Origin of the sequence: Candidatus Nitrosocosmicus agrestis (genome assembly GCF_008389435.1) — an archaeon.
Lineage (GTDB): Archaea > Thermoproteota > Nitrososphaeria > Nitrososphaerales > Nitrososphaeraceae > Nitrosocosmicus > Nitrosocosmicus agrestis.
In genome coordinates, this window is record NZ_VUYS01000003.1 from 143,897 (window position 1) to 168,262 (window position 24,366).

Annotated in this window: 21 protein-coding genes; 16 read left to right on the forward strand and 5 right to left on the reverse strand. The window is 33.1% G+C overall.

Features of this window, described 5'->3' with window-relative positions; genetic code table 11:
- Positions 1-194: 194 nt before the first annotated feature.
- Together F1Z66_RS02610 and F1Z66_RS02615 are read right to left on the reverse strand one after the other, a co-directional pair.
- Positions 195-848 (reverse strand): matrixin family metalloprotease, encoded by a 654-nt coding sequence (locus F1Z66_RS02610; RefSeq protein ID WP_149862047.1) that lies wholly within the window; start codon positions 846-848, stop codon positions 195-197.
- A 329-nt stretch (positions 849-1,177) separates the two neighbouring features.
- Positions 1,178-1,981, reverse strand: coding sequence for an alpha/beta fold hydrolase (locus F1Z66_RS02615; protein WP_159357504.1), 804 nt, complete (start codon positions 1,979-1,981; stop codon positions 1,178-1,180).
- A 426-nt stretch (positions 1,982-2,407) separates the two neighbouring features.
- On the opposite strand from F1Z66_RS02615, the gene F1Z66_RS02620 reads away from it, so the two are divergent.
- The 7 genes from F1Z66_RS02620 (at position 2,408) to trxA (ending at position 9,213) form a co-directional block, all read left to right on the forward strand.
- Positions 2,408-2,668: a hypothetical protein gene (locus tag F1Z66_RS02620; protein ID WP_149862049.1), complete on the forward strand. Its 261-nt coding sequence runs from the start codon at positions 2,408-2,410 to the stop codon at positions 2,666-2,668.
- A 97-nt stretch (positions 2,669-2,765) separates the two neighbouring features.
- Positions 2,766-3,380: a hypothetical protein gene (locus F1Z66_RS02625; RefSeq protein WP_149862050.1), complete on the forward strand. Its 615-nt coding sequence runs from the start codon at positions 2,766-2,768 to the stop codon at positions 3,378-3,380.
- A 124-nt stretch (positions 3,381-3,504) separates the two neighbouring features.
- Positions 3,505-4,482 carry an NAD(P)-dependent oxidoreductase gene (locus F1Z66_RS02630; protein ID WP_149862051.1) on the forward strand — a complete coding sequence of 326 codons (978 nt, stop codon included), beginning with the start codon at positions 3,505-3,507 and terminating at the stop codon, positions 4,480-4,482.
- Between the two features lie 141 nt (positions 4,483-4,623).
- The gene (locus F1Z66_RS02635) at positions 4,624-6,243 is read left to right on the forward strand and encodes a cation diffusion facilitator family transporter (RefSeq protein ID WP_149862052.1); all 1,620 of its coding nucleotides are present in this window, start codon (positions 4,624-4,626) and stop codon (positions 6,241-6,243) included.
- A gap of 354 nt (positions 6,244-6,597) precedes the next feature.
- Positions 6,598-7,212 carry a DDE-type integrase/transposase/recombinase gene (locus tag F1Z66_RS02640; RefSeq protein ID WP_149862053.1) on the forward strand — a complete coding sequence of 205 codons (615 nt, stop codon included), beginning with the start codon at positions 6,598-6,600 and terminating at the stop codon, positions 7,210-7,212.
- 159 nt (positions 7,213-7,371) lie between these two features.
- Positions 7,372-8,547, forward strand: coding sequence for a hypothetical protein (locus F1Z66_RS02645; RefSeq protein WP_149862054.1), 1,176 nt, complete (start codon positions 7,372-7,374; stop codon positions 8,545-8,547).
- A gap of 231 nt (positions 8,548-8,778) precedes the next feature.
- Positions 8,779-9,213, forward strand: a complete 435-nt coding sequence (gene trxA / locus F1Z66_RS02650; protein ID WP_149862055.1) for a thioredoxin — start codon at positions 8,779-8,781, stop codon at positions 9,211-9,213.
- 298 nt (positions 9,214-9,511) lie between these two features.
- Here the strand turns inward: trxA and F1Z66_RS02655 are convergent, their stop codons facing one another.
- Complete coding sequence (locus tag F1Z66_RS02655; protein ID WP_149862056.1) at positions 9,512-10,732, reverse strand: CBS domain-containing protein; 1,221 nt, start codon at positions 10,730-10,732, stop codon at positions 9,512-9,514.
- A gap of 1,247 nt (positions 10,733-11,979) precedes the next feature.
- Here F1Z66_RS02655 and F1Z66_RS02665 point away from each other — a divergent pair.
- Both F1Z66_RS02665 and F1Z66_RS02670 read left to right on the forward strand, forming a co-directional pair.
- Positions 11,980-12,294: a P-II family nitrogen regulator gene (locus F1Z66_RS02665; RefSeq protein WP_159357502.1), complete on the forward strand. Its 315-nt coding sequence runs from the start codon at positions 11,980-11,982 to the stop codon at positions 12,292-12,294.
- Positions 12,295-12,717: 423 nt separating this feature from the next.
- Positions 12,718-13,263, forward strand: a complete 546-nt coding sequence (locus F1Z66_RS02670; RefSeq protein ID WP_149862059.1) for an RDD family protein — start codon at positions 12,718-12,720, stop codon at positions 13,261-13,263.
- A 56-nt stretch (positions 13,264-13,319) separates the two neighbouring features.
- On the opposite strand, the gene F1Z66_RS02675 is transcribed toward F1Z66_RS02670, so the two are convergent.
- Entirely contained in the window at positions 13,320-13,856 is a 537-nt protein-coding gene (locus tag F1Z66_RS02675) for a hypothetical protein (protein WP_149862060.1), read from the reverse strand.
- A 150-nt stretch (positions 13,857-14,006) separates the two neighbouring features.
- Between F1Z66_RS02675 and F1Z66_RS02680 the strand changes: the two genes are divergently transcribed.
- Positions 14,007-14,315, forward strand: coding sequence for a hypothetical protein (locus tag F1Z66_RS02680; RefSeq protein WP_149862061.1), 309 nt, complete (start codon positions 14,007-14,009; stop codon positions 14,313-14,315).
- A gap of 1,177 nt (positions 14,316-15,492) precedes the next feature.
- Here F1Z66_RS02680 and F1Z66_RS02685 read toward each other — a convergent pair.
- Positions 15,493-15,867, reverse strand: coding sequence for a hypothetical protein (locus F1Z66_RS02685; protein ID WP_149862062.1), 375 nt, complete (start codon positions 15,865-15,867; stop codon positions 15,493-15,495).
- 643 nt (positions 15,868-16,510) lie between these two features.
- Between F1Z66_RS02685 and wecB the strand changes: the two genes are divergently transcribed.
- From wecB to F1Z66_RS02715, 6 genes are all read left to right on the forward strand, one after another.
- Positions 16,511-17,545, forward strand: coding sequence for a non-hydrolyzing UDP-N-acetylglucosamine 2-epimerase (gene wecB / locus F1Z66_RS02690; protein WP_149862063.1), 1,035 nt, complete (start codon positions 16,511-16,513; stop codon positions 17,543-17,545).
- Positions 17,546-18,521: 976 nt separating this feature from the next.
- Complete coding sequence (locus tag F1Z66_RS02695; RefSeq protein ID WP_149862064.1) at positions 18,522-19,625, forward strand: Vgb family protein; 1,104 nt, start codon at positions 18,522-18,524, stop codon at positions 19,623-19,625.
- A 6-nt stretch (positions 19,626-19,631) separates the two neighbouring features.
- Entirely contained in the window at positions 19,632-20,036 is a 405-nt protein-coding gene (locus F1Z66_RS02700; RefSeq protein WP_149862065.1) for a hypothetical protein, read from the forward strand.
- 781 nt (positions 20,037-20,817) lie between these two features.
- On the forward strand, positions 20,818-21,999 hold the full coding sequence (locus F1Z66_RS02705; protein WP_149862066.1) for a N,N-dimethylformamidase beta subunit family domain-containing protein: 1,182 nt from the start codon (positions 20,818-20,820) through the stop codon (positions 21,997-21,999).
- 457 nt (positions 22,000-22,456) lie between these two features.
- Positions 22,457-22,972: a hypothetical protein gene (locus tag F1Z66_RS02710; protein ID WP_149862067.1), complete on the forward strand. Its 516-nt coding sequence runs from the start codon at positions 22,457-22,459 to the stop codon at positions 22,970-22,972.
- On the forward strand, positions 22,969-24,291 hold the full coding sequence (locus tag F1Z66_RS02715; protein WP_149862068.1) for a glycosyltransferase: 1,323 nt from the start codon (positions 22,969-22,971) through the stop codon (positions 24,289-24,291). The genes F1Z66_RS02710 and F1Z66_RS02715 overlap by 4 nt, the downstream gene beginning before the upstream one ends.
- The last annotated feature ends 75 nt before the right edge of the window (positions 24,292-24,366 follow it).

Below are 24,366 nucleotides of genomic sequence, written 5' to 3' on the forward strand. Positions count from 1 at the left end.
TTGTTTATTATAATTTTTTTACAAAATACTTTGATAATTTTGTAAACACAGGTATAATTATTTTAAATTTTTTCTTTGCATAACCCAAGCTGTTTTTAAATGTAATAAAAATAGCTTTAGTCTAACCTAGCAATTTCTAAAGTGTACGTTTCGCTGAATTAATAATATGAAAAATGTTTCTAATTTGAAACCAGTTAGCATTCGATGTATTGTTTTTCAGGCAAATACATTGTATTTCCTCCATTTACCTTCCAGGCATTTGCAATATTTACGCCTTCGATCTCACAAGAGGAAATAGTGGGACTGCCTATATCTACTCTTTCTGTCATCAAATTACCTCTAAAATTTGCATGATCCAAACCCAAAACGTGACCTAGTTCATGCAAGGCAATCTGTTCTATCTGTGAAGAACTAAAATCTCTGTCGTATGATTCCTCAGATACCGTGATGTGAGACTGTCTGATAAAACCGTATCCATCAAAATAGTTAACTGTTTTTCCTGCAATTTTTTTTCCATCGTTTTTAAAAGATATTTTAATGTCCTCGTTGCCATCGTCGGTTTCCACCATCCTAATACCTGTCAAATCATCATTCCAAGAAGAAACTGCACTTCTTACAGCATCCTTAAGATCATCATCATCATCATCATCATCAAAGGCAAAGGTCAATACTCCATCTGCTAGTTCGTATCCCCAAGTACAACAGATCTGTATTATATCTTTGTCAGAAAAATCATCATCATCATCATCATCATCACCTCTTGCAACCATTGAATTTGTGTAGCCCACTGACACAATAAGAATAAATGCGAAAAATAATACAAATGGTAGATTCAGAGAACCCTTCATACTATACTATAACATAGTTGTTGTAGTATTTAACATATTTTTAGGTAAAAAATTGTAATAGTTTTATCTTATAGTAATTTCTTATGTAATAATTATCTCTTTTGTTTATTATATGAGCTGAATCGAATGGATGTTTGTGGGCACATAATTGAAATTGTAGATAATATGAATATTTTGTCTTCATATATATGGAAGAATTTCAAAAAGGATTTTAGCATTAACGAGAAAAGGGTGAGCAAGCGGAATTAGATAGCAGGCAACGCCTACTTTTAAACAACGCTAATTGTTTTTGTTTCTACAATTGATCAATCAAATTAAACCCTGTGAAATTAGGAAAGAAAATCTAATAATTTTTGATAAACAATAGCGGGTTTTTCTACAAAAGGTGAATGACCTGAATCCCTAATGGTAATTATTTGAGCATGGGGCAATATCTTTTTGAATTTGTCTAGGTAGGAAGGAGGAATTAGCTTATCACTTTCGCCCCAAACAATAAGCGTAGGTATTTTTGCTAATTTTGCTGCCTCTGCAGCGTTGATAGTGCTAGAAGTGCTGTTTTTAAATGCAGATTCAAATGCTTCTTTTGCTCCTTTGATTTCTATCACTGAAACAAAAATGTCTACAACAACCAATAGCAACCTGGTTGGATTTGCAAGTAGTGACCCAAACACTTGTACAAGTTTTTCTCTTCTTGATTGAGGTTCAGCAATTTTAACTGCATTCATATAATCATTAAGCAAAGGCGTCGGTTCATTTAACAATCCAGATGAATCAAACAAAATCATTTTTTTTACCCTATTCTTATTCTTAATTGCGAAATCTATTGATATGTAACCACCCAATGAATGGCCTACCAAAATGATTTTATCGTCCTTGTTTATGCCAACTTTGTCCAAGAAATCGCTCAAAAATTGACTAAAAAAACTGATTGTATAATCATATTCTGGTTTGTCGCTTCCTCCAAATCCTATCAAATCTACAACAATTGTGTGATACTTGCTTGACAATGCTTCTGGGATATCTCTCCATGCTATTGCGGAAGTTCCTAATCCGTGTATAAATAATACATGATCCTTATTATCAGTTCCGTATTCATCATATCTTATAGCATGGCCGTTTACATTTTGATACAAATTGACAATTAAAACGCCCTGATTCCTTAAATTATTTTGATTCTTTTTCTTTGCTTGAATTAAACATTATGGAATTTTATAGAAATAGTGATCAAATAGAATACCTATTGAGCATTATATCCCGTTTGTATGTGAAGCTTGATAAAATTACACTATATAAAAAGGTCAACCTGCGACGCTAAAATTAGCTAAAATACTCTGCTCTATAAAATAAAATATATTTAAACCTTTACTAGAATTTTGTAGTTTTTCATCGCTTTTGAGCCAATTCTTACTGATAATCAAAATGTCGTCCTATGCCAGGGACCACAAGTAGCCAGAAGGTCTTAGATACTAACCAACCAACCAATTAAATTCAGAGAGAAGGATATTTTGTATTAATATAATACATATATTTAATGGAATGAGAATATATTACATATTATCTTGACAGATAAACCTAGCTGCGATCCTCGAACAAGGGCTTACAAGAATGGTAAAACCTTTGATCAATGTAGAACAGAAGCTCAATTATTAGTTGAAAAGTTAGCAAATGAGACAGAACCGGGTCAAGAAATAACCTGGAATCAGATATTAAAAATCGCAAATCATGATGAAATTGTTTACAAACTCATTTTAAAATATTTTAGGCAGAGAGGATATGATATAGGCAACCATTTGATCCCTCGGGTCGTCAAGGCTAGCTGAATCAAAAATATAAAAAACAAGTTAATTCTAGACAAAACATACCTAAAAAAAGAATTAGCGACTCCCTTAAGTATTACTGGAAAGTGAATTATTATGAATGGGTATAACAAAATCAAAAAGTTTCTTTATTCTTGTTTCTCTTATTATTGGAGTATTTTTAACTCCTTTAATTCTTTCATATGATATAGTCCAAGGAACAGTTATTTCCGCGGGTGATGACTCGATTGATAGCTCAAATACTGATAGCAACAATTCTGGAGATAACGTTAATTCCGATACTTCATCATCAGATACTTCAAACTCTATTATGAAATCCGCAGCTAAAGGTTCGCACAGTCACGTACAGGCAAAAAACACTCAACAATCTATTTATAATTGTGCCACAGGTCAAAAAGGTGTAATTATTAATCCCGGGAGTTTTAAAATGAGTGCCGACAAGAAAAACGGAAAGTGGCATGGGATCATTTCTATTAAAGGGTCAACTGGCGAAAAAAGTGGCCATATTATAAGCGGTAAAAATAGTGGAGTTACCTACTCCTTTAAAGGCAATTTGGATACCAAAAATACTTTGTGTCATTTCCCTGGCCTTCAGCTGAGTGGAACTTCTTTTGATTTGGGTTCACTAACATGTGGAACTTTAAAAAATATTAAATACACAGAACTATCCTCTGGAAATGCCAATTACTTTAAGGTTCTCATAACGTGCAGTTAATATACCCATTTATTTTACACACATCGATATCTCTAAAGGTAATACTATTATTTGGTAAAAGTATTTCCTCAAAGGATCTGATTTAGAGATAAATAAAAACATAAGTAAATACAAGTAAGAGATCTTGAAGATAGCCGCCCTAGTTCAGAATGTTGAATTTAAACAGCGTATCGAAGAAAAAATGAGAAAAACCAATATTTTCATTGATTTTATAAAAAATGACGAACCACTAATTCCTCAAATAATGGATGCTGAGATCATAATAAACAGTTTTAACAAGATTGACAGAAACTTGATTGATTCTTGTCCCAAGCTGAAATTAGTACAGCAGTCTGGGATTGGAGTTGACGGCATTGACATCGATTATTGCACCGAGAAGGATATTTATGTTGCAAATGTTCCTCTGGCAAATGCAATTTCTGTAGCCGAACATACATTTCTGTTGATGCTTTATCTATGTAAGAATATTAAATTAGATCCTCTTCAATCTGTTTCAAGCACCGGAAGATTTGTTAGGAGAGAACCTGATAAGATTGGATTTGAACTTCAAGGTAAGAATCTATTAATAATTGGGCTTGGGGTAACTGGGATTGAAGTTGCCAAAAGAGCTAAAGCATTTGGAATGAAAGTCACTGCTATAACAAAACATCCATTTACTAAAACTGTAGGCGGTGATAAAAAGTATTTTGTAGATTACTTGTATGGAATCGATAAATTAGTCGATGTTCTCCCAAAAGCTGACATTGTATCTATACATACACCACTCAATCAAGAGACCGAAAATATGATAGGCAAAAAAGAGCTGGATTTGATGAAAAAAAGCGCATATCTTGTTAACGTGGCAAGAGCCCCAATAGTATCTAGGGAGGCTCTGCTAGGATCACTTGTGAATAAAAATATAGCTGGCGCTGCGTTTGATGTTTTTTGGGAAGAACCCGCAGACACTGATGACCCATTGTTAAAACTTGAAAATTTTGTTCTTACTCCACATTTGGCAGGTTGGACCTACGAGGCAATTGATTCAATAACTGATATAATGTTTATGAATTTTGAAAGAATATTACGTGGACAAATACCAATGACCATGGTAAATAAAGGTTAATCATTCTTTAGGTTCTAATTCTAAATGGGAATTTAGAAAAGACACAATACAATTTTTTTTGAAATTTTATCTCTGGATCGTACTTCTTTTTTTTATAATTTCATATCTATTATATATCACTTTGATTAAAATCACTTATTTGTGGTAAGAAGTAAAAAAGGCACCGATGATTCTTACTTTAGATCTGAGAAAGATGATTTTAAGAATAGCCACCTTACCGATGAGCGAGGTGATTCATTAAGCTCAACATCAATTCACAGTGAGGCCTATAGGGAGAAAATTGGGATTGCAATAACCTCCATAATTGCCTCGCTGGGTTTGACTGTTTCAAAGTTTGTTATAGCCTTTTTGACAAACAGCTTGGGTTTGCTCTCAGAGGGCATGCATTCTGGTTTAGATGTGTTTGCCGCCTTAATGACTTTATATGCAGTAAGGATGTCTAGGAAACCTCCAGACCCCGAGCATACCTATGGATATGCAAAGTTCGAAAGTCTTACGAGCTTAGGTGCGGTATTATTATTGTTTATTGTTGCTGGCTGGATTTTTTACGAGGGATTGGAGAGAATTCTATTCACACATGAGGCTCCAGAAGTCACATGGGTTTCATTTGGGGTCCTTGCTGTATCAATCCTTGTTGATTTCGGAAGGTCACGCGCACTCTATCGCGTTGCTAACAAATACGGAAGTCAGGCTATTGAAGCCGATGCCTTGCATTTCAGAGTGGACATGCTTACATCTTCTGTAGTTTTTATTGGATTAGCAATAGTATATTTTGGCAATGTGCCAAATGCTGATTCATTCGCTGCAATTGCTGTCGCTGGACTTATTGTTTACACTTCTCTTGGTTTAGGTAGGAGAACTCTAGACGTATTATTGGATAAAGCTCCCAAAGGTATACAGGGACAAATTCATGAGTCTATAACTGGATTTGAAGGAATTAGAAAGGCACACAGCATCAGAGTACGCAAGGTGGGAAAAAACACTTTTGTGGATCTACATATTGAAGTTCCAAGAATGTACACTCATGATAAGGCTCATAGAATCGCAACTAATGTGGAAAACAAGATAAGAAATGAAATACTTCCAGAGTCAGACGTTGTTGTTCACGTAGATGCGATTGAGGATGAGATGACCGAAACCATTAAAGATAAGATAAGGTTGATCTCTGAAGACTTTCCTTCAATCAAGAATATCCACTCTATTTATTTTTCAAATATAGGTGCCTCTGATGTAAAGAACAAATTACAAGATCAGTCTATAAATGTCAGACATTTTCAGTTATTGCATTTATACCTGGATGTCCAGATGGATGATAAATTAGATTTTAAAATAGCTCACGGTGTTGTAGATGAATTTGAAGCAAAAATTAAAGAACAAATCAAAAACATAGTGCGTATTACAACTCACATCGAAACTGATCTCGACTCAGAGTCTGCAGTGGGCCATGAAGAATTTGCAGATCAGGTATTCTTAGATAGAATTAAAGAAATGGCTTTATCAATTAAAGGTGTTTCTGACTGCAACGATATATCGCTCGTATACGTGAAGTCAGAACTACACATTACTTTAACTATAAAAATAAACCCGGATAGTTTATCTCAAGATAACGAAATTAAAAATGGTTTAGAGGGTGATTCTAAGCAAGACGAGTCTGTTGGATTTTCAGTTGAAAAAGCTCATGCGATTTCAACCCGTGTTCAGAATTTGTTATTGGAAAACACTAGCGCCTCTCGGGTAATTGTGCATGCTGAACCCGTATAACTTAACTTAACATTCATGATTAATTCATCAATCAATCAATCAATAAATCAATTAATTATTCTAATATTTACTATTTTGATTAATCATTACGGATGATTAATTACCTTGAGATTTTTTTTAGTACTGATAATGTTATGATGCATTTATGAGTAACAGGCTAATATGACAAAACACTCTAATCATTGGTTTAAAAACAACTAGGAATGACATCATTATTTAAAAAAAATAATTATCATGTGCGACAAACAGCATTGCGAAAAATATGGAATAGGGGCGAGTATAAAGGTGATGATTATCTATTTGGCTCTGTTAACTTAAGAAAATGTTATAGCTTGAAGATGTTCTATCTCGATTATGTTGGATAAAAGAAACAGAACACCTTCTTTAGATATTGACCATGCTTTGTATTTGTACTTTCTTGGTTTATCAACTAGAAGTGTTTCTAAAGCAATATTTTGTCTACGCAAGGTAAAGAGAAGTCATGTTGCAGTATGGAAGTGGATTCAGAAATACCATCCAAGAAAGGTATTCTCAAAAAGAAAAAGGATTTCAGAATACATAGTTGACGAGACATTGCTTAAGGTTGGTTCGGAATATTTGTGGCTATGGGTTGCAATAGAGCCAGAAAACAGGCAAATTCTCGCAGTAACTGTATCCAGAGAAAGGAATATGCTTATCGCAGAGAGATTCATATCAAGGATAGTCAAGATTCATGGGAAACATACCGTTTCTACTGATGGTGGTACATGGTACCCGATGGCATGTAAATTCCTAAAACTAAAACACCATATCCATTCCTCATACGAGAAAAGTCTGATTGAAAGAACTATGCAGTATATCAAGGACAGGACAGAAATCTTTGACGACTACTTTCCATGTAAAAAGATAGGTTGTAAACTAAAACATGTATTGAACTGGTTAAATCTATTTGTTAATCGTCACAATGAAGATATGATATGCTTAAGTTAACAGTGCCCATCTATTTATTATAAATATATATATATATAATAATTTGACCACTGGAATGTTATTAATCCAAAGTCGAGTATTCATAAGAACTAACTATTAGGGATACCATGCTTGAGATTATGCCAAAACTATTAAAATGAAAGATCGCTTCTGCCTATTGTGCAACCACTGAAGGTAAGTTTCTGGAATGTAAATAATTTATTTGATACTAATCTTTCAAACTTTGGTTCTGATATTGAATTTACTCCATCTCGGGGTTGGAGTAATGCTGTAAAAAATAAGAAAATTGAAAATTTAGCATCCTTGATAAATTCGTTACATAATAATGAGGGTCCTGATTTGTTGGGTGTCGCCGAGGTAGAGACTGAGGAACTTCTTTCTGATTTAGTCAAGAGACTTTTGCCAAAAAAGGAATACGCTGTGGCCAAGTATTTGAGTGGCCCAGATATAAGGGGGATTGATACAGCGCTAATATATTCTAAAAAGAGATTACGATTAAATGAGGTAAAATCTTTTGGGATTAATATACGTTATCCTACAAGGGACATATACTCTGCTAATTTTACCGTGATAGATAACGGAGCAGAGCTGAATGTCCTGGTAAATCACTGGCCATCTCGAGCGGGAGGGCGATATGAAACTGAGCCTCTGAGAATAGCTGTGGCTGAAAACTGTGCAAGGGCGGTTGAGGATTTGTTAAAATTTAGCGGCGAAGATTTGGAAAAATTGCCAATTGATATTAAAAATAATAACAAAGTACTTAATAGGATCAATTGTAAATGGAATAGAAATATATTATTGATGGGCGACTTTAACGACAATCCTTATGATAAAAGTGTCTTAAACTATTTACACGCTACACCTGATAGGAACAAGCTATTAAACTGGGATGAGATATTTGATCATCCAAGTACTAAAAGATGGCCAATGAATAAACAAACAGACAAACATAATTATCTTTTCTATCAAGGGTATTTGTTTAACTGCATGTGGCCAATTATACCCGATGGGACGATATATTATAATGATGGTTTTGATCTTTTCGATCAATTTATTGTATCTAGAGGTTTATTAAACGGAGAACAACGGTTGAAAATAAATTTAGAATCTGTAAGAGTAAACAAGAAAATCCAATTAGATAATAATATTTCAGATTACAATTTTGATGCTAGGGATAAAAGCAAGATACATCCGTCTTTAAGACACACCCCTATGAGATTTGAGTATCAACGCTTAAAACCAAACGGTGAATTTGAAGAAGTCTCTGCGGGACGTTCTATATTAACAGGATATAGTGATCACTTTCCCATAGAAGCTATGATCAAGATCTTGTAGATTATATTATTGGTATATGAATGGTTGTAGATCGCTATTACTAGAAAGCAAGCACCAAACGGTGAATTTCGCATTTTGATGTCTTTTTTTGGGTACATTCATATGAACAGTTGTTTAATCATAAATTAAATTTATTTTGAAATCATATAATTTGAAAGTTGAAATACTGAATTAAAGTCCACTTTTCTTGCCAATATTTATTATCCTCAATTGTGTTAGAAAAGATATAGTATGCAAAATTGGGATGAGGACCTCAGTAAAATAATGGAGAAAAAACTTAAACAATATCAAAACATGGCTGACATAAAAAATACTTTTGGTAATAATCGTATGGAGCCTACTTTAAATACTCCTATAACAATGACTGATTACAACTTTGACGAAATGTCCAAAAAATATAATAATCTAGTTGTTGATTTTTGGGCTCCATGGTGTGGTCCGTGCAAAATGGTATCACCAATCATAGATCAGTTAGCTCGTGAATTTAGTGGAAAGATTGTATTTGGTAAAGTAAATGTGGATGAGAATCCAACAGTTGCAAACATTTTTGGAATACAGAGCATCCCTACATTAATAATATTCAAGAACGGGAATGCGGTAGATGGGATAATGGGGGCAGCTTCAAAAGCCCAATTAGTTGCTACCTTGTCTAAATATTTCGCCTAGCCTTTGAGTCCAAATACTCTATTTTATTATTTTTCCTAGTAACACTTGTACAAATACAATTATCAAATATAAAATCCAACAATATTATTTCATTTTTAAATTTCTGAAATTCATGATAATGAAGTGTGAAGCAGGATCGATTAGTCCGGCTGCCTGAAAACTGCCTGAAAAGATTCTCTGGTTGTCTATTTGTAAATGCTTTTTAGTGCAAATATGTGTCTATAAGAGTTATGTCATCGAGGAACAGCAAAAATAAAAAAAAGTGTAGGTATGTATAAAAAATATGTAAAGTATATTCTTATTCTTTGGGTGAGTATCTTACAGAATCTTTTTGTTTGTCCGTAGACTTTCTTCGGGAAATTTGATTCTTTAAGCTATCACTCATTTCATCAAAAATCTTCGCAATATCGTACTCGTTAGTAGAAGTATATGAATATCTCTTATAGGGTGATATTATACTGGCTGAAATTTCATATCTTTTTCTTTCACCTGTTACGTCTTTTATCTTTATTTTACATCTTGCTTCAACAATGTCTGGAGATATTTTATGCATAAGCTTTATTGTATTTGTAAATTTTGATTTTACTAATTCTGACTCGAAAGGATCTTCCGGTAAGCCAATTATATATGCTGGTATTTCAGTTTCCACTTGCTCTCCTAGCAGAGTAATGATATCTCTAAAGGTAATAATACCCAAAATACTGTCTAAAGATTTTACAAGGACATAAGTTGAATTTGATTTTAGCATTAGATCTATAACTGAAATCATCGTTTCATCTGGATCAATTGTTATTAGATTTTTTTCCGAGATACCAATAACATCTAATTCCAATCTATGTTTCTCATGATCAGAAATAATGGCATCTCTTGCTATCCTGTCTGATGGAATTAAGGTTTGCATGACATCAATTGATGTAATAATCCCTATCACCATATCTTTTCCTTCTTGCCTATGCTCTATGATGGGGAGATGATCTATCATGTCTTTTACCATGATATTTCTTGCGGTTGCTACTTTATCTTTTGGCTCCAATGTTATTAATTCAGGAGTCATCAGATCTGAGGCAATTAGTTTTTTGTCAAAGTTAATTTTCTTGCCAACAAAAGTTGTAAGAATGTGCTGCAAAATTTTTTTGGAAGAAAGTTGGCCTACTATTTCATGAGTATTTGAACTGACAATAGGTAAAGAACGAAGGCGATGTAAACTCATAATTCGAGCAGCATCACCTATGGAATCGTTTTCAGTAAGGGTTGGTATTCTTTTCCCTATATGGGATGATTTCATCATGCTTATATCCTTGGCGACTAGTGTATCTCGTGTGTTGACACAAATTATGCTCTTATCAGCCATTTGAACAAATACTTCGTGAGAATTTTCTTTGGACATGATTCCAATGATTTTGGAAATATGGACATCTTCTTTGACTGAATTTGGCTTTTCCATTAGATCTTTAATTATTTGTGTGCGAATGTCCTTTAAGTGACCGTATAACTGTCTACTGACCTCTCGTGAAAGCATAGTATGATAATTATCTTATGTTATTTTATACTTATGCAATTATACTGTAAAGATGTTCACTAGATATTCAAAAATCTTGGAGAATGAGTGTCTGGGTAGGTTAAAATTCTGGATTTTGTCAAGTAGCAACTTTATTAATATCCCAAAGAAATTGCAAGTTCTGAAAATGTTAATTAAGTTTGGTGCAGTAAATGAAAAAAATAAGTGTAAATTTTAACAGACAATAAACAATCAGAATGGTTATTTGATTAAAAAAAATAATATCTGAGTATAGTTATCAATAACTTTTATGATCGAATTGCTAATAGAGTATTACAATTGAAATACTCATTAGTTAATCCTTGTTTTCTGGCCGTCTTGGTATTGTCAACGATACTTACTGCCGTCTTAATACAAAGCCCTGTTGCTCATGCTCAGAATATTATTAATGCGACTACGGGTAATAGTGTCTACAACCAAGCCAAGAACACATCCATGAGCATTGCTAATCAAGCGCCAGATGCCTTGAAAGGTGCTTACAACCAAGCCAAGAACACATCCATGAGCATTGCTAATCAAGCGCCAGATGCCTTGAAAGGTGCTTACAACCAAGCCAAGAACACATCCATGAGCATTGCTAATCAAGCGCCAGATGCCTTGAAAGGTGCTTACAACCAAGCCAAGAACACATCCATGAGCATTGCTANTGCTAATCAAGCGCCAGATGCCTTGAAAGGTGCTTACAACCAAGCCAAGAACACATCCATGAGCATTGCTAATCAAGCGCCAGATGCCTTGAAAGGTGCTTACAACCAAGCCAAGAACACATCCATGGATTTCATAAGCCAGGCAAAGAATTTCATCAAAAACGATACCAATTCAAGTAAATTGTTGGATCAGTTGGAGCAAGACTTTGGAAAATTAGTTGGTGAATTTTCTAACTTCCTTTCCAAATGAGTTTAATTTTTTATTCATTTTGTTTAGAATCTGAAATAAAGTATTGACCTCTATAGATTTGGAATCTATGTGAAGATCAAACGGTCTTTATAAATCCTGTTGATTAAGGGTTGAATTTTTTTTGATGCTTTTTTAATATTTGCTATTGATTTTTGATGACACTATATTAGTTACCTGACGAAGGATATTTATTTTTGGTAAGAACAGTGGCTAAATAGTTCCTAGCAGTTTAATTATCCTAAATACTTGCTTTGCAAATTAATCATTTAGATTTATTTATGCTTAAATAAATCTGAATCAAAAACATAGTATTGAAAGGTTTGATCATTTACGTTAAGGAAAATAATTTTAATGCAGTTAAACAAATTCTAATCGACAATCAGGTGGGTGGAATCACACATTTTGATATTATGGGACAAGGACCTTTGGACAGGGAAGCAACTGAGAGAATTGTACAAGGTTATAAAACCGGAGAAAAATATACTCCCGAATTTGCCAGACGTACAAGGATTGAAACTATTGTTGATGATGCTAAAGCAGAAGTTATCATTGATGCTTTAAAAAAAGATGAACATATCAAAGGAAAAATATTCACTTTTAATGTAGGAGAGTCTCATGATTTATGAGTAAACTCTAGATCCTGTATTAGATTTTGATTAGGGATACTTAATTTAAGTTAGTCGATGTCGACACATTGGTTTATTTTCATTTTCTTTAGCTTCAAGTTTTCATATGCAGGAAAGGCGAGAGTGAATTTGAACCCTTGAAATTTGGTCATACTTCATTACAAAGTAGGGCAAAACGCATTTAATTTTAATAATTTATTTTACAAGCATAATTGTCCTAGTATATTTTTGTCAAATGTTTGTAAATTAACATAACTTTATAGTTTATTAATTTCAAATTAAACGAGTTTATTCAGATATTTCCAAATAACTCTTATCCTTAAAAATGTACCCAGGTAAAGTTAATTTTAATTTGGACACAGTTTGACGCAATCCAGACACAAATATATAACTTTTTATAATTTATTGATAGTTCTTGAATCTATGAGTGATAATAAAGATGGGGCTAAGAATGACTCCAAGTCCAGTAAGGGGTTTACAAGGGAATTGTTGCTAGCTAAATGGGAAGATAGGTTTGTTGCTTGGCTAATAGATTTTGTAATCATATCCATCATAACCAACATAATTTTCTACATTTTCTCTGCACACTATTCTTTTCCTTTTTGGGGAGTCTATTTTGACGGCGAAAGGGGTATTGGCATCAAGGAGCCAGTCGAATATATCCTTGCAAGTTCGATATTTTTTGTATATTGGATAGTCTTGGAATTTCTCACCGGACAAACCATTGGCAAGCGAGTGGTACATATCAAAACCACTAATTTATTTGGAGAACGGGCAAATATTGTCAATATTGCAATTGAAGTATTTGGCAAGTCATTTCTTTTGCCTGTAGATATTATTCTGGGATTAATCTTTGCAAGTAAGAGGCGTCAAAGAATCTTCAATAAAGTAAGTGGTACGGTTGTTATAAAGCTAAAGAGATCGGAAGAAGATGAAAATGAAACGATAAAATATGTCAAGGATCAGTGAGATTTAATCACTGGTAATAATTTAAAGAAAGACCATTTTTTTTAATTGAAAAAAATTTATTTTGTGGTTTGATTGGTCACATTAATACTTATTATTGCATTGTTCTGAAGTGTAATGTCTTTGGCGTTTTCTGCAGTATTTACATTTGATCCATTTGCAAATAATATGGATATGGTATCATTTGTGTTATTTTTTAAAAGTGCTTCAGTAATGGGAGAATTATAGAAATTATCCCACACTTGTAAAAATTGTCCTAAAGTAAAGGATGTTTGAGAAGGGGACTCTACATGAATTATGCCTGAATCATCATGAGTGTGTAACCAAAATATGCAATTGTTAGGAATAATGCCGATGCCGGCTGGAATTGTAACATTTTGATTATTATTTTTGAGCACCAACATAGTATGATTGTGATAAACCAAATGTTCAGTTTTGTCACATGTAATACCCGAAATGTTCTTTGAGACGTTGTTATACTTGTCATCGTTAGATGGACCACCCTGTCCAAAGGTAGAGGTAGCAAAATCTTGACTAAAGATGACGGAGGCTTGTATCAAAAATAGAATCGAAATAGTGATACCTAAAAGTTTCATTATACAATTTATAAACTGCTGTATTATTTAGATTTATTAAAGCATGAATTTTGGTTATTTTTTTTTATTTTTTAGCATTCAGTCTTTATTAATGTACCAATAAGATGTGAATACGAAAAAATAAAAGACTCAATTACAAAATAATACACTTTGAGTAAGAATTATCCATTTTGGCCCTTTTGGAGTGGTATTGGGTTTGCACTATTTGGCATATTGCTGGTGGCTGTGAGGGTTAATCCAAGGGTATCTCTTGTTTTCTTTGGAGTCGGTTTGTTTCTGTTTGTCTTTTGGGTGTATCTTATTTTAAAAACGGATAGGAAAAAGAAAGCAAAAACTCTTTCACTTCAAAAATGTCTATGCCCTATATGCAAACATGAAGCCACGGATTTGTGCGTAAAACAAAAGTGTCCCTGTTGTGTAGAAATGAAAGACAATACTGTAATGGGTCACTCCAACTAACTGTATTACTTAATTGGGACCATTATGATATTATTATTAATTTTATTCTGTCAATGTGTTACATATTAGTCCTAAATAATAATTGATTGTCAACTTCAATAAATGGAAGACAAACTTCGAGAAGTTAAATAAACCTAACTTCTCGAAGGGATGAAATACCTACTAATTACATTTGAATCAATTCAAATGTAATTAAATATTAAATTGCAATTCCAATATTTAAGTCTTATTTGAATAAATGAAAATAAATTATTAATTCCTATGATCCATTATTAGATGTTAGGAATTATGAAGTCTACATTTGTCATTTTACTTAGGGAAACATACAGAAATCAATATAATTGCCTTTCCTATATACCAGGCAAGAAAAAGCCTTGCTAGGGCAAAGTTCGCAAGTTCAATTCTCGCCCAAGGCTTTCTTTTGGACTTTGTTCATCAAATAAGGCTGTTTTGAGCTTTGTTGGATAATATCCTGTTATTGCATTACAGTATTCTGTTTTTGAAAGTCAGGAGGTTAATAAACATCACCGGTGATGCAGTATTGAGACCTACCTTCAGGAAAGATTGCTTGGCATCCAATCTAATGCAGTTTGAGTTCAAGTCCTTGTGACATATGGAGGATTTAGTCAATGTTTTACTATTGGAAAATTGCTATTTGATCTTTGAATATTACCAGAATCTTTGCAAAACAGCCGAATGCGTGGTTATTCAGAGAAAGTGCTAGGCGCGGGATGAGTCTGTCAAGCATATGGGAATTAGCTTTTGGAGCTAATGCTTATTTTCATTTATCTCTATATCTAGAGCATCAGTCGCATATGTCACATTAAATTTGACAATGTTAATACAGTGAGATACTAATTGATCAATAGCTAAATCTGTGCTTCCAAAATTTTATTGAGGAGTGGAAGATGTCAGATTTATAGAGGTAAAAATAGTGTCACTTGTATTGCTTACCTTTAGTGTTTCTACTTTTCTATGCTCATGATCTTTTGCACTTTGATTATGTCCAATTAAGAAACCCTCCTCAATATAGATATTTAAAATGATAAGGATTAACTCAATCTTTTTTTATCAATCTGAATTGTCCATGATAATAATAAAATACAGTTACCAATTATGCTTGGAATGTTAAAAATTTGGATTAAAGAAAATTTGGGTGGAATGTACAGGGTATTGTCTATTCGCTGTTTTTGATGGTAATTGGAATTTCTTCCAATTGATTAATGCATATATTATCGTGGATCTTCTGACAAGGGCTTAAGACACTGACAGTATAGTTGCCGTCCTCTGTCCCATCGGGGATGGATAAAGTCGCAGAAAAGTTTCCATTTGCATTACTTGTAACATTCTTTGATGTCAATGTATTGAGTTGCTTTTCAAGCGACACCTGCACCCACACATCTGAGGCGTGTTCCCTGTCATACTTGATCCAGCCTTGCAAATCTATCGTTTCGTTGGACAGAAACTCCGTTTTTTTCAAGTATGGTATAGGTTTTGAAATATGTATAGCAAAAACATTTAACGGGTTTGAAAAACTGAATATTATAGTCATTAATAATATCATCGATAAAATGGGCTTTTTAGAACCAATAGAATTTGCGAAATTTGTCATTACCGTATGATAGAGTTTAAGACACATTTTTACTTTGATGTATGCATAATGTTATAGCTAAAATTAATGTTTATAATTAGCTGTGTCCACTTAGTTCAAACCAAACTCTATTATCATCATTCAAATCGTGGTGAGAGAAACTCTTCAGGTGTTAATGTAATGACCTTGTGCATCAATCGAAAATATGGTCAAAGCTCGGGCTCCGATAATTTATAAATTTTTTAAAATATTTTGCCATTTTTGATGTAAAAGTCTTTTATATTTCTTATCCATACCTTTTCAAAAATCATAACAACGCTTAACCGTATTTATTACAAAAGTGGATATTAACTAAGATTGCTGTTATTTCTTTGAGTAGTCTTTTATGTGGAAAAAATTATTTTGTTTACGTTTTTATTAATAAATAGGCACATTTTTTTGTGTTTTAAAAGGGAATACATCTAATCAAATTTTTTAAAAAAAGTAAGAATAGATACGCTATTTCTCTTATTGGAATTGGATTTAAATTCCATTAAAAACCTCGATAAGGTAGTTGAATTCTAATAAAGATAAATTTTTATAAAACTTAATTCCATCTAGAAAAATGAAATTAGTTACTGTAGCAGGGACTAGGCCAGAGATTATCAAATTGGCCAATCTAGTTCCACTTTTAAATAATAATTTTGACCACAAATTTGTTTATACTGGACAACATTACTCGCCAAATATGAGTGATATTTTTATTGATGAACTAAAAATTCAACCTGATTATGACCTTCAATCAAATACCTCTGATATAGATGTCATTAAAGAAAAGATGTTGCCTATTCTGAAGCAATTGCAACCAAATTGGGTAGTAGTCTATGGAGACACGAACTCAAGCATGGCTGCGGCCTTAGCTGCAAGTGAAATTGGCAGTAAAATAATTCATGTCGAGGCTGGGGTAAGAGATTTCGATTCACATGTTCCGGAAGAACCCCTCCGGATTCGTATAGATGAAATGTCAGAATATCTCTTTTCACCTTCGAGTTTTTGCACTACTGTTTTATCATATGAAAATATTAAAGGCAAGGTATTTACTTCTGGCAATTTGGTGGTCGATGTATGCAAGAATTTGTCAAAGATTGCGTCAGATAAACCATTGCCGCAATCAATCCCAAATGAATTTCTGTTATTGACCTTGCATCGGCCAGAAAATGTTGACAATCCACGCAATCTTGAACTGTTGATGAATCATATGCGTTCAACTGTTAGAAATATCGTATTTCCAGTTCATCCTAGGACAAAAAAGAATCTTCAAAAGTATGGGATAAAGGTTCCGCCAAATGTTCATTTAATCGACCCCCTCGGATATCTTGAATTCTTGTCTCTCATGCTCAAGTCCAATCTAATCTTGACAGATTCGGGGGGCATTCAGGAAGAATCAATAACCATAAAGAAACCATGCATAACGTTGCGTCATACATCTGCTCGATGGGAAACAATACTCTTGGGATCCAATATACTATTCCCACCCGATAGAGAAGATTCACTTGACGACGTAATTATGAAGATGATTGACAAAAAGGTATTTAAAAATCCATATGGTGAAAATGTAGCGGACAAAATCATTGAAGTTTTAAAAAATGAATTAAAATAATATAACTAAATCCTTTTTTTTTATTTTTGATATTAAATGAACGCTGCCAAAAATCATGTAATATGATGCACATGTTTTTGATGTGGCTAGATTACCTATGTTTTGACACGTCTTGTTGTCCATACATCCATTCGTTGACCATACTATGATATCATTATCGATAAATAAATTATAAATAATTCGTACATTTGTCGTGTTCACTGCCTTTTTGGGAACAAGAGTAATGTTTTAAATTCTATCGTTAATATGTTAAAGACTAGGTAAAATACTCAATAAGTGAGTTCATTTGTGGACAAAGAGTGCTCTATCTAGGATAGTTACTACACTAGTGATATACTTGTTAAATGTTTAGCTTGCACAGGGGGGTAAAACATAGTCTACAGAATAGCCTGGGATCTGTGAGTTACTAAACGTGAAACAAAACATAAATTCTCGGTTTTGGAAAATCCATTGGAATGGTTAACAGAGTATATCAAACATAAAACGAATAACATGAGAAATATTTTTCTTATCGCAAATAAAAAATTTAAAGTACAGAATTTCAAGTAGTGAATTATAATATTTGGATAACGTAGAATCAAGATAGATCTTCGTTTTGCAGAAACCTTTTCATCTTGTTTGTAGCATTCTTTAGGTGACCATAAAGCATCTGATTTGTCGTAAAGTTGACCTTGTATGGACAGATATTATGGGAATTTGGAATATAATAAATTACAATTATTGCCTTGAGACAACATATTTGTTTATCGCAACTAAAAGTTGCGTTAGACAATGAAATTAATGAAAATCAAAAACTCTACAACTTCAATTTAAATGATTAATTGCTCTGAAATTTTTGGAACAGAATATGACTCGTCCATGCATAAACAAAACCTCCATTTCAAAATGGAATGGGCAATTCATTAGTCAGTTTTTCTAATGTATTTAGAAATTAAAGTATACAAATATATAAAATAATTTGTCATTGTCTTGACAATTGAAAACGTTGTTAATTTATGGCTTGCTTGTGTTTGTTCTCTTTTTTTATCTTAATCCAATTGAGGCAGTAGCCATCCCTGCTGATCAGGTTGCTGTTTTGATTAAAAGTTGGGCTATCCCAATGACTAGCAATCAGAATAGTAGTTTTGCTCTTACTAGTTCTTTCAGTGGTAATGAAATTTATTATGTAGATAGTGATTCAAATAAGATCGGCAGACTCGTTCCAGAAACCAATACAATTACTGAATGGGATATACCTACCGCTAACAGTTTCCCAATTTCAATAGCATATCATCCCTCTGGAAATGTATATTTTATAGAAGGTAATTCAAATAAGATCGGCAGACTCGTTCCAGAAACCAATACAATTACTGAATGGACCATACAATCAAATTCTTCTTCTGGTTTGTCTGCGGGCAATAATTCAGGCATAGGAAACAACACTACCCAATCCGCTGCATTGGCTGTAGATTCTTCAACCGGAAATGTATATTTTATAGAAGGTAATTCAAATAAGATCGGCAGACTCGTTCCAGAAACCAATACAATTACTGAATGGACCATACAATCAAATTCTTCTTCTGGTTTGTCTGCGGGCAATAATTCAGGCATAGGAAACAACACTACCCAATCCGCTGCATTGGCTGTAGATTCTTCAACCGGAAATGTATATTTTATAGAAGGTAATTCAAATAAGATCGGCAGACTCGTTCCAGAAACCAATACAATTACTGAATGGACCATACAATCTAACTCCACCAATATAAAATCTATGGCTTTGGGCTTCGCTGGGAATGAGGAAATTTATTATGTAGATAGTGATTCAAATAAGATCGGCAGAATTGCACCCGCTACTAATCTTGTTACTGAATGGGATATACCTACCGCTAACAGTTTCCCAACTTCAGTGAAATTTGATCGGGCTACAGGTAACGTATATTTCTTGGAAAGTAATTCAAATACAATTGGCAGACTCGGCCCTTTTTCTAGTCAAATTACTGAATGGAAATTACCTGAAAAGCCATTTGATATTGAGGTTGACTCTGCTGGCAGTATACATTACATTGATGTCAAAGGCACTAAAATTGTTAGAATGGATTAATCCGACATGACCAAAATCAGGTATGGATCAGTCGATAAAGGATTTGTATTTGTGGCATGCATCATATTAATTTCATTGTTATTTGTCAAGTCTCCAGTTGATGTAGGTTATTCTCAAAGTTTCTCATTGTCCAAAACTTTCCAGGTACAAAACTCTTCATATATAACAATTCCTTCTTCTGGTGAAAAGCAAATTCAAGAATATAAATTTACATCTAAAGATTTCATTCTAACAAATACTTCTACAGTATTAAAACCAATTACCACTAGTCCAAATTATGATATCACAAATGCTACAATAACTGTTAAGACAGGCGTTCTAGATGGATTAAAGAGTAACAAATTAGTTCTCGATAACCAATCTATTATATTACCAAAAGTAGGTATAATTAATGGTACTTCAAATAAGTAGTTAATATAAAAGTTTAGAATTTTTTGGCATCAGATATTTGAGTCAGATACCTGTTATGAAAGAATTTGGCTTCACCCTGATCTAATAAAATGTACACTCATCCAATATTCATTTAATAAATTAATTAGGCATCTTGCTATTTTAAAATGAAATTAAATCAAACTTTTCTTGAATATTTTCTTTTATAACATGTTATATTTTTTTAGATATCTGGTAATTGCAATTAATTGATTCGAGAACAAATAAACTCTATTAATTTGAAAATCTAAAAAAACGGTCTTTGTACTCTTCATGATAGTTTCTAACGTGTTTTTATCTTTATTCTTCTATTTTTTACCCTCTTGTTGACATCTTTTAGGTATTTGAAATACTTTTATAAATTATATTTAACCACAACATCAAGTGTGGGAAATTCTATATTGTTTCAGATTAATCATTTGGACCTTCGGACTACGGGCTTACTTGAGTTAGAACGGGTTTGTAAAATCTTTAGGTTTTTCTGGTAAGTCAGCGATCTTAGCCATATACTATGATGCAGTATTAAAGTAATAATTAGTAATAAGATAAGATATTACCTATGGGATTATTTTTCTTACCGTCATTTATAGGATCCGTTTTCAATCCGGAGAAAAAGCGATAATTTTTAATATGTCTTTTTTTAAAATTCAAGTCATTGCTCTTTTTTATCTACAAATTTGAAAAGTTATTGACAAATTTATTTCTGCCACATCAACTTTATAATGGCATTAAAAAGAGCTCTAGTGATATGAAAAATCATTATATGAGTATCAAATTTTGTTTGTACTCTGCTATTATCTTTATCTTTACTATTAGTTTGTATGTTGTTCCAACATATTCTTTTAATAGTGCTATTGCCACAAATGACATAAACACATTACAAGCCATTGAGGGATCAAATGACACTAGTTCTGTTGCAGATGAGGCTATACAGAAAATTGCATTAATAAAAAATAAATTTACTTATGCAGCTTATCAGAATGGGTCATTTTACAATTTTTATGGCATGTATAGTCCTGGAATGTTTGATAGACTCGATGATGATCTTAATACGACCATAACAAATAATCTTAATTTATTGACCGCTAGATCTATACCAGAGGGAGAGTTCCCTTTCTACTTACATCCAGCGTATAAAGATGAACCATACATTCAATATTACTATTTGATCCATGATTTGGCAAAAAGAAATAACACTATTGTTGAAAATTTGACTGACATGGATGTAGATCAAGGCAAAATATTTCGAGAAAATGGAGAAAACGCATACGATGTGTTGATATTGTTTCATAATGAATATGTTAGCCAGTCAGAGTACAACAACTTGAAAAGGTTTGTCGAAAACGGAGGTACAATTTTATTCACCGAGGGCAATGTATTATATGCCGAGATTGATTACGATCCAGTAAATGAGACAATAACGCTAGTTGATGGTCATAACTGGAAATTTAATGGAACTGCAGCTGTGAACAGTGTGGCAGAAAGATGGCTCGATGAAAATCGTGATTGGATGGGCAGCAATTTTCTAAATGTTCCTTCGGGAAAACCTTTTCCCTTTAAATTTAACCCGTTTAATTATACTCATACGGAGGAGCAGCATCTCACAAATTCTAAGGCAAAAATACTATTAAATTATGAAGCATACAATTTACCTGAAGAGTATTCTAACGCAACGGTAGCAACTTATGAAATGCAATACGGAAAAGGGAAAATAGTTCATTTGGGATTATGGGGTCACATGGTGAAGGATAATCCTTTATTTATAGATTATATGGATCGAGTTCTGATTCCGTTGGCTCTTGGTCAGAATGTGACTAAGTTGAATAATAGTTTTATTAAGGGTGCTTTAAATATGGCTAATTTGACCAAATCTGTATCAGACGATAGTGAACAACGATTTAATGACACTCAGTTAGTTGTCGATTCTCAAAATCCCCGATCATAGGACCGAATGAGGTTACCAGAAACACTTGAAGCATCTGATTTATTATCTTCAAGATTGATAGTCGGCCGTACACAAGGACTGGCTCTCATAGAAATGTTGTAAATCAACGACGTTACATTTTTTTATATTCTTAAAGATTTTGCCTTCCTATTTGTTTAATATCAATTACTTTCTTTTGTATTTTTAGTTCCATAGAGTAGAACATCTTAGACGCTTTTTTATTTTATCGGGGGAACAGTCGTCAGGATCATGAAATATGTTGAAAAACCTCCAAAATCCTCATCATTCAATATTTCATACAAAAAAATCTAATAAAAAAAGTTACATTATATGGTATTTATGAAAGGAATGTCAGTAAAGATATTGCGATGGTAATTCTTTTCCAAATTTTTGAGGTTTCTATTTAGAAAAGTTACCTAAATATATGACTCTCTCATTTCCTTAGTCGGATGAAATATTGCTGGAGAATTATTATATTATTATAGCTTTTTGTATTTGCATTTATTTATTAGCTTTTATATATAATGCTCGTTCAGCTTATGCTCAATGGATACTTCAACCTCTGCCTCTTCCAGGTCCGCCAACACAAGATTGTTGTTATAGTAATGTAAAAAATGATACTACTCCTCCGAAAATAACAATAACTTCTAATTTATTGTATGAAGGCAATAATGTTTTAAAGTTAAAAATTGAAGACGAGTCTCCATTAAAAATTAGAGGAATAAATTTCACACAAGGTAATAAAAGTATAGAGACATATTTGGCAAAAGAACAGAACCAAGAATATATAGCACTTGTTAAAGCTATTCCTCCATTTACAGAAGTACAGGTAAAAGCAGTGGATGTAAACGATAACGCAGCTAGAGTAGTCCAGCAAATCAAGGTAGAAAATTGGTTTGACATGGTCATGTCATCCATTACAAACAATCCATTTTGGAAAAATGCGGCATCTTTGTTTGGGGTGAAAAATTGAAAGATAAAAGATGGAAATTTATGTACTCTATATTGTTGCTTATATGGGTTACGGTAATTTGTAGTACTATTTATTATTTATACACCGGAAACGAAATTCTGATTGATACCGATGTAAATCTTTATTACATAACTTTGCCGCCATTGATTATTATTTTATTATATACAGGATTAACATGTTTTATACTGCTCACATATCTGTTTACGGACAAAAAGGTAAGGTCATTACAAGAAAAAGCATATGAGAGCTTTCATGAAAGCGTTCTCAAAAGAAATAGTTTATGCTCAATAATAATAGCAGCACATAATGAAGAACCAGTGATAAGAAAGACAGTAACAGAGTTATTGAAACAAACCTATGATAACATTGAAATTATCATTGTGTGCCATAACTGTACCGACAATACATTTAAAGAATCTTCTATCGACGATCCCAGGGCAAAGCCTTTTGATTATAAAACTAGTGCATCTGGAAAAGGAGTAGCATTGAATTTTGGTGTCCTAAAATCTCAGGGACAATATATATTAGTTCTTGATGCAGATGGACTACTCAGTACTGATTTTATAGAGAAAGGACTTCCGTTGTTAGAGAAGTATGCAGCGGTACAGGGAAGATATGTACCAAGCAATAGGAATTACAGCTTCATTACTCGATTGCTGTCAATTGAAGGTGATTTATGGTCAACGCCATACATGACCACCAGAACCATATTAGATCAAAGGGGTGGGCTTGGTGGAACCGGTTATATCCTAAAAAAAGAAGTTCTTCAAAACGTTGGAGGTTTTACAAATCATTTGGTAGATGATTACGAACTTACTACTAGATTGCTGAGAAAAGGATATAGAATAGTCTTTGCTCCTCATTGTATTAATTATGATGAAAAGCCGCCATCTGTAGAAATTTTGTTAAAACAACGAGCCAGGTGGGCAAGGGGATTTATCGATCTATTGAGAAACCGGGTCTGTGAACCGAGCGATATACTAGGCATTATTTTTTGGCTCAGCCCTTTAGTTATACTAGGTGCTCTTGGATTCTTTTTAACTATTGGATTTGGGATGATATTTAATTTATTATTTGGTTACTTTCCTTTTAACTATGCCGCAATAACAATTAATCAATGGCTTTTGCTTACAGGCTTTATTTGGATAGTGCAAATATCTGTATTGACGAAAGAATATGGTAAAATGGGGCTAAAATATGCCATCTTAATACCTGTTTACAATTCATTTGTTTTGTATGTTTTTGTGGCTTTCGTAAGAGCATGGACAGTAAAATCATGGGGTGCCACTAAAACAACTCATGGATTTACATCAAAATAGAATATATTTCATAGAGGTTAGCAGGTGATATCAAATTTTCACCTCAGTCATAAAATCTGTTATATATCTGTGCAT